The organism is Rhodococcus sp. G6(2025) (assembly GCF_058628105.1).
In genome coordinates, this window is sequence record NZ_CP179750.1 from 7,307,317 (window position 1) to 7,319,435 (window position 12,119).

Below are 12,119 nucleotides of genomic sequence, written 5' to 3' on the forward strand. Positions count from 1 at the left end.
AGAGACGAGAGAAAATCCCGCACGGTCTGCTTAGTGGATCACTTGACAGAATCGATCGCTCCATCTTACTGTGCCTCACATCACAAGGTTTGAGCGACGCTGATCCTCCGACCGCTGCGCACCTCCCCGCGCATCAGCGTCCCACCTTTCCCGTCAGAGAAATGCAGGAAGCAAGATGACCGCTACACCCACGGACGGTGCGTCGCAGGAGACGCTCGATAATGACACGATGTTGCCACCCGAAGGCGTCGGACACAGATCGACTGCTGGATGGATCGGCGTCCTCGTCATCCTGGTACTTCTCTCGGAAGAAGTTGCCTATGCATTCAATCTGGTCACGCCAGCCCTGCCGAACATGGCAGCAACATTTCAGACACCCCATATAGCCTGGGTATCAACACTATTCACTCTGACCGGCGCGATCAGCGCCCCACTCGTAGGTAAGCTTGCCGATCGTGACGGCAAGAAGAAGTGGCTGCTCATCACGACCGGTTGTATGGCGCTCGGGTCACTGATCGTCGCTCTTGCCCCGACCTTCCCCATCGTGTTGATCGGGCGCGCCGTCGAAGGCTTCGGCCTTGCCATTGTCCCCATCGTGTACTCGCTGATGCGTGACATCTTCCCGAAGCGAATGCTCGCCGTGGCCGTCAGTCTGGCGACAGCCGGTATCGGCGTCACCACAATCACCGGACCGATCTTCGCCGGACTGCTCATCGACAACTTCGGCTACCAGGGCGTCTTCTTCGCGCTCGCAATCTTCCCCCTGATTATCGGCGCCCTGGTCCTCCTTGTCGTCCCAGAGTCCCCGATCCGTGTCTCCACCCAGATCGACTGGACCGGCGGCTTACTTCTGGGCGCAACCATCGCTGTCGTTCTGTTCGGGATCGGCGAGGGCGGCACATGGGGTTGGACGTCGTGGAAGACCCTGCTGTGTGGCGCACTTGCAATAGCGGCCTTCATCGTTTGGATTCAGCACGCCAAGCGGTCCGACCACCCACTGATCGACCTGTCGGTTTTGCGCGGCCGCCCCATCGTCACTACCTTGATCACCCAGTTCACCGGCCAAGCCGTCATTGCCTTGCAGTTCGTCCTGTTGTCGTTCATCGTGCAAACCCCCATTGCACTCGGGCTGACATACGGACTCGGCGAGACCGCCGGTTTCATGGCGCGGATCACCACCCCTGCAGGTGTCGCCTCCGTGTTGATGGGGCTCCTCGTGGGATATCTCGCCGAACGTCGTGGAGCGCGCCTGCCGAACTGGATCGGATTCGCCTTGATGGCTGCTGGTTCCCTGTTCCTCGCGTTCTCGCACAAGGAGTTCGTCCCCATCCTTGTCGGCTACCTCATCTACGCATTTGGCGGAGGTCTGATCAGCGCGGCAATCCCCAATCTCGTCATCGCCGCAACACCCGTACGACTTCAGGCAGTTACCGCCAGCACGGTCAACGTGGTCGGATCCTTGGGAAGCGCTGTTGCAGTGCAGATCGGATTCGCGATATTGGCCCTCAATGTCGCCACGGTGGTCGACGGATCGCCAATCTACGGTGGCAGCGGCTTCACAACGGTATACGTCCTTGCGGCCGCGCTCGCGGTAATCGGCCTTATCGCAACGCTACTCATGCCTCACGGTCGCAAATCGCAATCCACGGAAGCGCTGACCTAAGGCCTGTCGATCCCACGGTCGTGCGGAGCTCCTGCGAGCTTCCGCACGACCGGGTGTCGTCGTATCCCTCACTTCTTCATCCATGAAATCCGAACAAGAGTTGCAGGATCAGATCACCCGTGTCCTCACACTATGACGTCGTTGTCCTCGGAGCCGGTCCCGGTGGGTACGTCGCTGCTATCCGCGCGGCACAGCTGGGATTGAGCACCGCCATCATCGAGCAGAAGTACTGGGGCGGTGTGTGCCTGAACGTCGGCTGCATCCCCTCCAAGGCACTTCTCCGCAATGCCGAACTTGCGCATCTCTTCACAAAAGAGGCCAAGACGTTCGGCATCTCGGGAGAGGCGTCCTTCGATTTCGGCGCCGCCTACGACCGCAGCCGCAAGGTCGCGGACGGGCGTGTCAAGGGCGTTCACTTCTTGATGAAGAAGAACAAGATCACCGAGTACGACGGCAAGGGGTCGTTCACCGACGCCAACACCCTCTCGGTCGAGCTGTCCAAGGGCGGGACGGAGACGGTGACGTTCGACAACGCCATCATCGCCACCGGTTCCACCACCAAGCTGCTGCCGGGCACCTCGCTCAGCGAAAACGTGGTCACCTACGAGGAGCAGATCCTCACCCGCGATCTCCCGGAGTCGATCCTCATCGTCGGTGCCGGCGCGATCGGCATGGAGTTCGGGTACGTCCTGAAGAACTACGGAGTGGACGTCACGATCGTCGAGTTCCTCGACCGTGCGCTGCCCAACGAGGACGCGGACGTCTCCAAGGAGATCGAGAAGCAGTACAAGAAGCTCGGCGTCACGATCAAGACCGGTGCCGCCGTCCAGAGCATCGACGACGACGGCAGCAAGGTCACCGTCTCGATCAAGAACAACAAGTCCGGCGACATCGAGACCGTCGTGGTCGACAAGGTGATGCAGTCGGTCGGATTCGCGCCCCGCGTCGAGGGCTACGGCCTCGAGAAGACCGGCGTGCAGCTCGATCGTGGTGCCATCGGCATCACCGACACGATGCAGACGTCGGTGCCGCACATCTACGCCATCGGTGACGTCACGATGAAGCTGCAGCTGGCGCACGTCGCCGAGGCGCAGGGCGTCGTGGCCGCCGAGACGATCGCCGGCGTCGAGACGCTGCCGATCGAGGACTACCGGATGATGCCGCGGGCCACGTTCTGCCAGCCGCAGGTCGCGAGCTTCGGTCTGACCGAGCAGCAGGCCAAGGACGAGGGGTACGACGTGAAGGTCGCGACGTTCCCGTTCACCGCCAACGGCAAGGCGCACGGCCTCGGTGATCCGACCGGTTTCGTCAAGCTGATCGCCGACAAGAAGTACGGCGAACTGCTCGGCGGACACCTCATCGGCCCCGACGTCTCCGAGCTGCTGCCCGAGCTGACCCTCGCGCAGAAGTGGGACCTCACGGTCAACGAGCTGGCCCGCAACGTGCACACGCACCCGACGCTCAGCGAAGCCCTGCAGGAGGCCATCCACGGTCTCGCCGGGCACATGATCAACTTCTGACCCACCCCCTTCGACGAGACGCCCGCACAGTCATTGTGCGGGCGTCTCGTCGTTGCGGACAAAGTCATCGTCGTCGTTGTACTATACCAAGCAATCGCTTGCTTAAATGTCGCTTCGCAAGCCGTGCCCCCGTGGTGAGCTCAGCACGAGAGATGAACAGGACGATCATGCCCGCACCGATTCCGATGAAGCTTCCCGCCCCGACTTCCGAAGCGTGGGAGTGGCAACTACAGGCTCAGTGCCGCGGAGTGGATGCCGCGCTCTTCTTCCACCCGGAAAACGAACGGGGCCGCGAGCGTTCAGCACGGGCGAAGGCAGCGAAACAGGTCTGCGAACGATGCCCGGTCCAAGTTCGGTGCAGGACGCACGCCATCGAGGCCGGAGAGCACTATGGCACGTGGGGTGGATTGTCGGAGGATGATCGTAAGGGGTACCGCCGCAGATCTGCGTTTAGGCACGAAAGCCACGTCAGTCCGCTCATCGCGGGCTGACGTGGCCCCGTGCGCTCAAACGGATGTTCGGGTGCTGCGAATCCAGCTCACGAGCGCCTCGGTCGAGGAATCCACGTAGTCTGCAGGGTCTTCAGCCGCGGTCAGGGCCGGCTGAAGCGCAAGGGCTTGAGTTTTCCCGAGTTCGACCCCCCACTGGTCGAACGAATTGATCCCCCACACGCACCCCTCGACGAAAACTTGGTGCTCATACAGTGCGATCAGTTGGCCGAGAACAGACGGTGTCAACATCGGCGCGAGTATTGTCGTGCTGGGCCGGTTTCCCGGCATTACCTTGTGGGCGATAACATCACGCAACGTTCCCTCGGCCTCGATCTCCTCGGCGGTGCGCCCGAAGGCCAAGACTTGCGATTGGGCGAGAAGATTGCTCAGTAGAATCTCGTGCATGGTCGCCGAACTGCCGATGGCAGGTAGATCCACTGCAGGATGGGCAAATCCAATCAAGTCTGCCGGCACAAGCGTGGTGCCCTGATGCAGCAATTGGTGAAAGGCGTGCTGTCCATTCGTCCCCGGCTCTCCCCATAGGATTGCCCCAGTAGGTACCAGCACCGGCTCACCGTCCAACTGAACAGATTTGCCGTTCGACTCCATAGCCAGCTGCTGCAGGTATGCCGGGAGCCTCGCCAGGTCTTGTGCATAGGGAAGAATTGCGCGGGTTTGTGCACCAAAGAAGCTCGCGTACCACACGTTCAACAACCCCAGCACCATAGGGGCGTTCTGCTCAATCGGCGCCGTCTGGAAATGCGTGTCCATCAGATGGAAGCCTGCGAGGAACTCGGCGAATCGTTCCTTCCCGATCGCGGCCATCACCGCCAAGCCGATCGATGAACAGACGGAGTATCGGCCACCGACCCACTCCCAGAATCCGAACATGTTCACGGGATCAATTCCGAACGCGGCTACTTCTTCCGTGTTCGTCGACACCGCGACGAAATGCTGCGCCACCGCCTGTTCGCCGAGCGATTCGGTCAGCCATCGACGCGCGCAAGCGGCGTTCGAGAGCGTCTCCAGCGTCGTAAAAGTCTTCGACGCAACGACAAATAGAGTACGTGCCGGATCCAGACCGTGTAGCGCTGCTGTCAAGTCGGCAGGGTCGACGTTAGAGACGAAGCGCACATCCAACGATTCGGTGCTGTAAGTCCGAAGGGCACTGTGAACCATGGCGGGCCCCAGGTCGGATCCACCGATTCCAATATTGACCAGCGCGGTGATGCGCTCACCGGTTGCACCGCGCCAACTACCCGAGCGCAGACGGTCGGTGAAGTCCCCCATTCGACCGAGGACATCGTGCACGTCATTCGTGATGTTCTGCCCGTCTATCGAGAGTTCATCCTCGGGTGGGCGTCTCAGCGCGGTGTGGAGTACTGCACGGTCCTCGGTCGAGTTGATGTGCCCGCCGGCGAACATTTCGTCGCGGCGTTCTTCGAGTGCGGCAGCCCGGCCGAGAGCCATGAGCAGCTCGAGCGTATCCCGTGTCACGAGATTCTTGCTGTAGTCGATGTAGAGATCACCCGCGGTGAGAGTCAGCTCGTTGCCGCGGGCCGGATCTTCGGCGAAGAGTTCCCGTAGATGACGCGAGGACATCTCTTTGTGTTCAATCGATAGGTCCGTCCATGCCGCATTGATCGCGCTTCTGTACATCGAGAGGTCCTTTGCCAGTCCTGTGAGGTGAGAGCCTGTTTCTGTCACAACGCGACCTTCTGCACTGCGTGTCCCCCGAACTGTTGACGAAGGGCAGACACCGCTTTCATGGCGGGCGAGTCGAGCTGACGCGAGGAGAACCGTGCAAAGAGTGCAGCCGTGATCACCGGAGCCGGAACCGAATGACCGATTGCTTCTTCGACTGTCCACCGCCCCTCACCCGAATCGTCCACGTAGCCGGAGATCTCGCTGAGCGCGGGATCCGCGCCGAGCGCTTCGACCAGAAGATCGAGCAACCATGAGCGCACGACCGTGCCTGCAGTCCATGCTCGAAGAACGCCCTGCACGTCGGTCACGAGGTGTTCGGCACACAGCAGTTCGTACCCCTCCGCGTAGGCTTGCATGAGACCGTACTCGACACCGTTATGGACCATTTTTGCGAAGTGGCCGGCACCCACCGGTCCGGCGTGCACGAAGCACTTCGTTGGGTCTCCCTCGGGCAGCAACGATTCGAACAGCGGCATGGCTCGCGCCACGTCCTCCGATTCGCCTCCGACCATCAGCGCGTAGCCAAGTTCCTTCCCCCGGATACCGCCCGACACCCCACAATCGATGTAGCCGATTCCTCGCGCCGCAAGTCGCTTCGCGTGTGCCTGGTCATCAGTAAATCGCGAGTTTCCGCCGTCGATGACGAGGTCACCGGGATCGAGTAAATTCCCAAGTGTGTGCACGGTGTCCTGCGTGGCCCGGCCGTGCGGAACCATGACCCAGACGATCCGGGGGGCCTCCAAACGCGATACCAGGTCCGCAAGGGAATCGACGTCGCTGGAGCCTATGCGCGGATCGTAACCGACGATGTCGTGGCCACGGCTCCGCATCCTTTCTCGCATGTTATGGCCCATCTTCCCGAGTCCTACTAATCCCATTCTCAAGTTTGTGGTCCTTTTCGTCGTCTAGTGCGGGACTTCGGTTGGCCTAAGTCATTGGCGTGATGTGCGATTGACCCCGAGGACACCGGCGTTAGTCGCAACCTGGCCTGAATGGATCGGTGTACCGTCGCAGTCGAGTCCGCGGAGTGGAGGCAAAGTCGTCGGGGCGCTGTTTCACACCGTCCCGGTGGGGACTTGATCACCCGTACCGGAAAATTCCGGCGTCAGGCCGCAGTCTGCCTTCTGGCGAGACGAGACCGAACGACGGTCCGGATGCCTTGTATCTGCGCAGGCGTGAGGCGTCGACCCCTGGAGCCCTCGACCAGTTTCGCAAGCCGTCTGAAGTAGGCGCTCGCCGGCAGGCCGAACTCGACAAATATGTCGCTGTCTTCGCCACCACCGTATGGGTACCACTGCTTGGCGAACTCGAGCATTGCGTCATCGTCGCTATACATCATTGCGTCACCTCTCTATCTGGAGTGCGGCTGCCGGTTCAGCGTCAGCTCGAGTGAGGCGTCGGATCTGTACATTCCAACTGGCCTTCACGATCCCTGAGGGGCAGTGATTGCTGCATTTCCGTCTATGTCAACTCGAACACGGGAACAGCTCCGAACCCCGCGACGTCTTCGAACCGAACCTCTACCGGAGCGTCGATTGCTACGCGGGCGGTGACGCCCTCACCAAGAATCGCACTGAAAACTCTGAGGTTTCTCTGTTCCGGAAGAATAATCCAGCCAACGACGTAGGGCGTAATGTCCTGGTAGCCTGGTACGAAACTTCGGTGGACCACCGTGAACGTGTCTATGCGTCCTCGTCCGCTGACTTCGTCGAAGAAGAGATTCGTTCCGCGGCATCGAGTGCATTCAGGCTCGGGATGGTGGATGAAGGTTCCGCACGTACGGCACCGCTGGATCAGTAGTCGGCCCTCGTTGCATCCTTCCCAGAACGGACGCGCAAGTTCGCTAGGTTCCGGTGCTGTTCGGGTCCACATGACGCTATTCTCTCAAGCAAGCGCTTGGTTTACAAGGGGAGCAGATGACAAGACAAGCATTCGCCGGAGCGACAGCGGTGAGCGGGATAGGCATGACCGAGATATCCCGCCGCAGTGGCGTCAGCCCCCTCCAACTGGCACTGGCGGCGAGTCGCTCCGCCATTCAGGATGCAGGCCTCGCCAACTCCGATATCGATGGCGTCCTGTCCTACCACATGGCCGACTCTGCACCGGTGAACACGGTGGCCGAGCATCTCGGCTTGTCTCCCGAGACCTGGACGAATGAGATCTATGGCGGCGGGACGCAATCTGCGTCGATCCTCGGTGATGCCGCAATGTTGATCCACTCGGGCACAGCAACAAACGTGCTCGTATTCCGAGCTTTGAACGGCCGATCCGGAAAACGGATGGGCCAGGCAGCGATTCGGGTGGCCGGCGGAGAAACGCAGTTCACCATCCCATTCGGTATGGCGGGGCCGGTCAATCTGTTTGCAATGGCAGCCGCCCGCTGGATGTACGACACTGGCGCCACCGAGGAGGATCTCGCCTCGGTGGTCTGCCAATCGAGGCAGTTGGCCGCATCGAACCCGCGCGCGCTGCTTCATGCCCCCATCACTTGTGACGAGTATCGTGCCAGTCCGTTCGTGTCGACCCCCTTGCGCCGAGCGGACTGCTGTCAGGAGACCGACGCCGGTGCGGCACTGATTGTCAGCAGGGCGGATATCGCCGACGCCGTGAGCCCGAACAGTCCCCGTATCGCCGCTGTGGTGCGGGGCGGGGGCGGGGGCTCGTCGAGCATGGACAAGGCCGTTGATCTGTCAGCCATCTTTTCCCGCTACGTGGCCCACAAGTTGTGGAAAGTGTCCGGCCTTCGCCCCACCGACGTCGACGTGGCGATGCTCTACGACGCGTACTCCCCCATCGTGCTTCAGCAACTCGAAGACTTCGGCTTCTGTGGCGTCGGGGGGAGCGGGGAATTTGTGCGCTCGGGCGACACCCTCCCGAGCGGCGCCCTTCCGGTCAATCCTCACGGTGGATTGCTGTCGGAAGGGTACATACACGGCCTCAACAATGTGTTGGAGGCCGTGCGACAGCTTCGGGGAACTGCACCGTCTCAACAGGTCGAATCCCCGCATGTCGCGTTGTGCACAGGCTTCGGAGGAAGCTACGGAAGCGCCACCATTCTCGAAAGTCCCTAGCCGGCGCAACATCGGAGTTGACCGAGCCACCAACACAAATTCACGAGTAAGAAACTAGCCCGTCGGCGAGGACACAACGGCCATCGACAGAAGCGGAGTACTCGTGGCCCGCGGCAGAGTCTCCCGCTGGTGGCTGCACCGTGGCCACGGCAAGGGTGCTCCCAGGGAACACGGGTGCGGCAAATCGCGCCTCGATCCTCCTGAGCTCCCACGGCTTCGCCCCCAGCGGCTCAGCGAGGGACTTCGCCACCACGCCAAGCGTGCACAGACCGTGAAGAATGGGACGCGCGAATCCGGCAGCCTGCGCCGCGGCCGGATCGACGTGGATCAGGTGGCGATCGCCAGTGAGCCGGTAGAGGACGGCCTGCTCCGGCGACAGCTCAATGGTTCGCGATTCGTGCTCCACCGCCCGGCCGCCGCCCTCCGGCTTTGCCTTCACCCGTGGCGTGGACGGCGAGAAGCCGCCCTGACCAGGCAGGATAATGGAGTAGGTGGCGGAGAAATAGTCACTGTCGCACACTATGTCCAGGATCGCGGATCGTCCCGTGTCGCGGACCGCTTCGACATGGCCGGTGACTTCGAATTCGCTGGTGGGCGGAAGGGATCCGCGCATCGTCAGGGACTGAGACCCGTGCAGAGCTTGTGCCGGCACGAAGGCGCCGGCCGCCGACGCCGCATCGGCGACCCACAGTCCCAGCGTGAGCGCGAACGTCGGCAAGACCTTCAGGTCACGCTCGAAGATCAGGGGCAACTCATCTGCGCGAGCACCGACCGCGAGCGCGTACAAGATCGCGTCCTCTTCGCAGTACCGCACCACCCTGGTGCCCAGCTTGTATCCGACCCAATCCGTCATCTGCATGACGTGAGCGTATAGCATTTGAGCAAGCGCTTGGGTTACGCTAGCGAAGTCACGGTCGCACAGAGGCAAACCCAAGCGATCGCTTGGTACTACTGACAGGAGTTGGCATGGCAAAGCTGCGGGCAGGCCTCGGATATGAACTCGAGGTGCGTGGGCGGACCAAAGAGGTCGAGCAGCAGGCGTTCGAGAATCTCATCGAGCAGGTCACCCTCGCCGATGGGCTCGGTTACAGCACGGCCTGGATGGTCGAGCACCATTTCACTCGCGGGTTCTCGCACTCCTCGGCTCCCGATATCGTTTTGAGCGCACTTGCACGGGTCACCAAACAGATTCGGCTCGGGCTCGGCGTCGTACTCCTCCCGTTCTCGCACCCGATTCGCACCGCCGAGCGTGTAGCGACCATGGACATCATCTCGGGAGGACGCATCGAGTTCGGCACCGGCCGTGGAGCGTCCCCGCTCGAGTACCAAGCCTTTCAGCGTCCCTTCGAGCAGTCCCGCACGCTATGGGAGGAAAACCTCGACACCGTGCTCGGGATTTGGGAGGCCGACGGCGAACCTTACAGCGCAGAACACGAGTACTGGAGCGTCCCCGACGTTGGGGTCTACCCGCGCCCCTTGCAGGAACCGCACCCGCCTGTCTGGGTCGCATCGACCAGCCTCGACGGATACCTACAGGCTGCACGGCGAGGCTACAACCTCCTCGGCATGACCATGCTCAAGGGCATCGACGATGTCGCCGAGGATATCGCGAAGTACAAGGCAGAGTTGGCCCGCCACGGTTTCGACCCTGAGACGCGCAAGATCGCACTGATGATTCCGTGGCACGTCGCGCCAACGACGGATGAGGCGCATGCAAATGCCGCCGATGCGGTGATGTGGTACATCCGTCGCCAGGTCAATCTGGTTGCGCCGCCTGACTATTACGACGCACGGCACGCGAGCCACCGCGTCCTCGGAGCACTCGCCGCCGGCCAGTCCCAGGACGAAGCCATCGAGACGCTCCGCGACAACCTGATGATCGTGATCGACGATGTCGATGGGTCCCGTAAGGCTGTGCAGCGGCTCGAGGAAGCCGGCGTCACCGACTTGATCGGGCAGTTCCAGGTCGGCGGTCTCGACAACGAGCATGTCCTGAGCTCGATCAAGCTGTTCGCTTCCGATGTTGTGGAGATTCGATGACACACACACAATCCGTCGAGACTCTTCCCGAGCCGATCAGCAGAAGTAACCTCTCCGCGGCAGGAATTACCGCGGCGAAGGCCAAGGGGCTCTTGCACGTCGACTCAACTGCTACTGCCGCGTTCCCACTCTCAGCAGAGGATCGCGCGGCTGCGGTCGCGTTGACGGCAAAAACCCTCACCGACGCAGGCGTCAAAGCCACCGATCGGGTTGTCGTCTCGCTCAACAATGACGGTGAGCTCGGGGGAACCTTGGTCGCAGAGGCGGCCGCGGAAGTGGCGGCGGCAGCGGCGAGCATCGGGCCTCGCGGACGAATGCGGCTGCTGCGCACAGTCGAGAACATGCGCGCTAATGTTCTGGTGGGAACGGCCACCGGTGTGGCGGATTTTCTCGCACGACTCCACCTCGAATTCCTGGTCGAGCCCTTGGACCTGGAACTCCGACTGATCCTCCTGACCGGTGAGATCGCTGACCCGAAGAAGATCGAGCACTTGGGGCGTGAATTCGGCGCCCAAACCGTCGAGTTGTTCACCGACCCTCTCAGCGGGATCCCGATCGCACACAAAACTCAGAGCGCCACTGCGCTCACCCCGACACACGGAGACTTACTCGAACTCGTCACACCCCCGGAAACGTCTGCAAACGGTGAACTCGCAGAGATCGTAGTGAGGTACCCGTGGCACTCGAGCCTCGGGCACATCGGAGTGCGTACCGGGTATCTGAGCAGCAGGGACGGTGAATCCCTCACCATGCCTACGCACACCCATGGTGACCTTCTCCTCATCCGCGGCCGGTGGATCTCCTTCTCCGCCCTCACGAAGGCACTTCGAGGCATCGACGGCATCGCACACTGGGAACTACGCGTAGCACGGCAGGGAACGCTGGATTCGGCGACGATCTTCGTCTCCTTCAACCGCGAAAGTCTTCTGAAGAACGGCATGTGGCACGCACGGATCGAGCAAGCCATCAGCGCAATGACCCCAATATCCATCCAGGTCGAAATCGATCCTCACGTACGCGAGGATTCCGCGCCGCCATCGATTCGGGACGAGCGCGGGCACCATCTGTAAATCCAACAACTCTCGGAGGTCGAAATGAGCGCGACATCACCATTGCAACACGTCACGGGTCTTCCTGAGGTCGATGCCGCTGCGATGCGATCGGTACTCGGTCACTTCGCTACCGGTGTCATCGCGATCACTGCTCTGGATCCGGAATCCGGAGAAGGCGCCGGATTGGCAGCCAACTCCTTCACCTCAGTTTCTCTGGATCCGCCTCTGGTGGCGTTCTGCGTCGCCCACACGAGCAGTTCATGGCCGGCCATCAAGCGGGCTGACACCTTCGTGATCAACATTCTCGCCGAAGATCAGGAACACGTCGGTCGCCAGCTCTCGGTCAAGGGCGGTGACAAGTTCGCAGGGTTGGCCTGGCGGCCCTCTCCATCGGGGGCACCGGTCGTCGAGAACGCTGTCGCCTGGATCGAGGCTCGTGTCGAAGCCGAATATGTCGCGGGTGACCACGTGATCGTGGTGTCGCGGGTTCAGCACCTCTATGCCGACGGACGGTCGCCCCTCCTATTTCACCGGGGCAAGTACGGACGACTGCACATCGCCGACTGAGTCCGTAC

General features: G+C 61.6%; 12 protein-coding genes. 7 read left to right on the forward strand and 5 right to left on the reverse strand.

Going from position 1 to position 12,119, the window contains the following annotated elements; translation table 11 throughout:
- Positions 1-175: 175 nt before the first annotated feature.
- From ACLIVD_RS33845 to ACLIVD_RS33855, 3 genes are all read left to right on the forward strand, one after another.
- Positions 176-1,663, forward strand: a complete 1,488-nt coding sequence (locus ACLIVD_RS33845; RefSeq protein ID WP_283336726.1) for an MFS transporter — start codon at positions 176-178, stop codon at positions 1,661-1,663.
- Positions 1,664-1,782: 119 nt separating this feature from the next.
- Positions 1,783-3,183, forward strand: a complete 1,401-nt coding sequence (gene lpdA / locus ACLIVD_RS33850; protein ID WP_491931447.1) for a dihydrolipoyl dehydrogenase — start codon at positions 1,783-1,785, stop codon at positions 3,181-3,183.
- Positions 3,184-3,368: 185 nt separating this feature from the next.
- Positions 3,369-3,674, forward strand: coding sequence for a WhiB family transcriptional regulator (locus tag ACLIVD_RS33855; RefSeq protein ID WP_349307469.1), 306 nt, complete (start codon positions 3,369-3,371; stop codon positions 3,672-3,674).
- A 15-nt stretch (positions 3,675-3,689) separates the two neighbouring features.
- Here ACLIVD_RS33855 and pgi read toward each other — a convergent pair whose 3' ends face one another.
- The 4 genes from pgi to ACLIVD_RS33875 form a co-directional block, all read right to left on the reverse strand.
- Complete coding sequence (pgi, locus tag ACLIVD_RS33860; RefSeq protein ID WP_491931448.1) at positions 3,690-5,333, reverse strand: glucose-6-phosphate isomerase; 1,644 nt, start codon at positions 5,331-5,333, stop codon at positions 3,690-3,692.
- A gap of 44 nt (positions 5,334-5,377) precedes the next feature.
- Positions 5,378-6,265, reverse strand: a complete 888-nt coding sequence (gnd, locus tag ACLIVD_RS33865) for a phosphogluconate dehydrogenase (NAD(+)-dependent, decarboxylating) (RefSeq protein WP_283336763.1) — start codon at positions 6,263-6,265, stop codon at positions 5,378-5,380.
- A 221-nt stretch (positions 6,266-6,486) separates the two neighbouring features.
- Positions 6,487-6,720: a DUF3263 domain-containing protein gene (locus tag ACLIVD_RS33870; protein ID WP_491931449.1), complete on the reverse strand. Its 234-nt coding sequence runs from the start codon at positions 6,718-6,720 to the stop codon at positions 6,487-6,489.
- A 122-nt stretch (positions 6,721-6,842) separates the two neighbouring features.
- Positions 6,843-7,253, reverse strand: coding sequence for a Zn-ribbon domain-containing OB-fold protein (locus ACLIVD_RS33875; RefSeq protein ID WP_491931450.1), 411 nt, complete (start codon positions 7,251-7,253; stop codon positions 6,843-6,845).
- Between the two features lie 92 nt (positions 7,254-7,345).
- Between ACLIVD_RS33875 and ACLIVD_RS33880 the strand changes: the two genes are divergently transcribed.
- Complete coding sequence (locus tag ACLIVD_RS33880) at positions 7,346-8,452, forward strand: thiolase C-terminal domain-containing protein (protein ID WP_491931451.1); 1,107 nt, start codon at positions 7,346-7,348, stop codon at positions 8,450-8,452.
- Positions 8,453-8,492: 40 nt separating this feature from the next.
- On the opposite strand, the gene ACLIVD_RS33885 is transcribed toward ACLIVD_RS33880, so the two are convergent.
- Positions 8,493-9,311, reverse strand: coding sequence for a MaoC/PaaZ C-terminal domain-containing protein (locus ACLIVD_RS33885; RefSeq protein WP_491931452.1), 819 nt, complete (start codon positions 9,309-9,311; stop codon positions 8,493-8,495).
- Positions 9,312-9,418: 107 nt separating this feature from the next.
- Between ACLIVD_RS33885 and ACLIVD_RS33890 the strand changes: the two genes are divergently transcribed.
- The 3 genes from ACLIVD_RS33890 to ACLIVD_RS33900 are packed head-to-tail and all read left to right on the forward strand — an operon-like array spanning position 9,419 to position 12,111.
- Positions 9,419-10,492, forward strand: coding sequence for an LLM class flavin-dependent oxidoreductase (locus ACLIVD_RS33890; protein ID WP_105423863.1), 1,074 nt, complete (start codon positions 9,419-9,421; stop codon positions 10,490-10,492).
- Positions 10,489-11,562 (forward strand): hypothetical protein, encoded by a 1,074-nt coding sequence (locus ACLIVD_RS33895; protein WP_491931453.1) that lies wholly within the window; start codon positions 10,489-10,491, stop codon positions 11,560-11,562. The genes ACLIVD_RS33890 and ACLIVD_RS33895 overlap by 4 nt, the downstream gene beginning before the upstream one ends.
- A 24-nt stretch (positions 11,563-11,586) precedes the next feature.
- Positions 11,587-12,111, forward strand: coding sequence for a flavin reductase family protein (locus tag ACLIVD_RS33900; protein WP_491931454.1), 525 nt, complete (start codon positions 11,587-11,589; stop codon positions 12,109-12,111).
- Positions 12,112-12,119: the final 8 nt, after the last annotated feature.

Coding starts and splice junctions, on each gene's coding strand:
- ACLIVD_RS33845 (WP_283336726.1), top strand. CDS start 176: ATGACCGCTACACCCACGGACGGTGCGTCGCAGGAGACGCTCGATAAT.
- ACLIVD_RS33855 (WP_349307469.1), top strand. CDS start 3,369: ATGAAGCTTCCCGCCCCGACTTCCGAAGCGTGGGAGTGGCAACTACAG.
- pgi (WP_491931448.1), bottom strand. CDS start 5,333: ATGTACAGAAGCGCGATCAATGCGGCATGGACGGACCTATCGATTGAA.
- ACLIVD_RS33870 (WP_491931449.1), bottom strand. CDS start 6,720: ATGATGTATAGCGACGATGACGCAATGCTCGAGTTCGCCAAGCAGTGG.
- ACLIVD_RS33875 (WP_491931450.1), bottom strand. CDS start 7,253: ATGTGGACCCGAACAGCACCGGAACCTAGCGAACTTGCGCGTCCGTTC.
- ACLIVD_RS33880 (WP_491931451.1), top strand. CDS start 7,346: ATGACCGAGATATCCCGCCGCAGTGGCGTCAGCCCCCTCCAACTGGCA.
- ACLIVD_RS33885 (WP_491931452.1), bottom strand. CDS start 9,311: ATGCAGATGACGGATTGGGTCGGATACAAGCTGGGCACCAGGGTGGTG.
- ACLIVD_RS33890 (WP_105423863.1), top strand. CDS start 9,419: ATGGCAAAGCTGCGGGCAGGCCTCGGATATGAACTCGAGGTGCGTGGG.
- ACLIVD_RS33895 (WP_491931453.1), top strand. CDS start 10,489: ATGACACACACACAATCCGTCGAGACTCTTCCCGAGCCGATCAGCAGA.
- ACLIVD_RS33900 (WP_491931454.1), top strand. CDS start 11,587: ATGAGCGCGACATCACCATTGCAACACGTCACGGGTCTTCCTGAGGTC.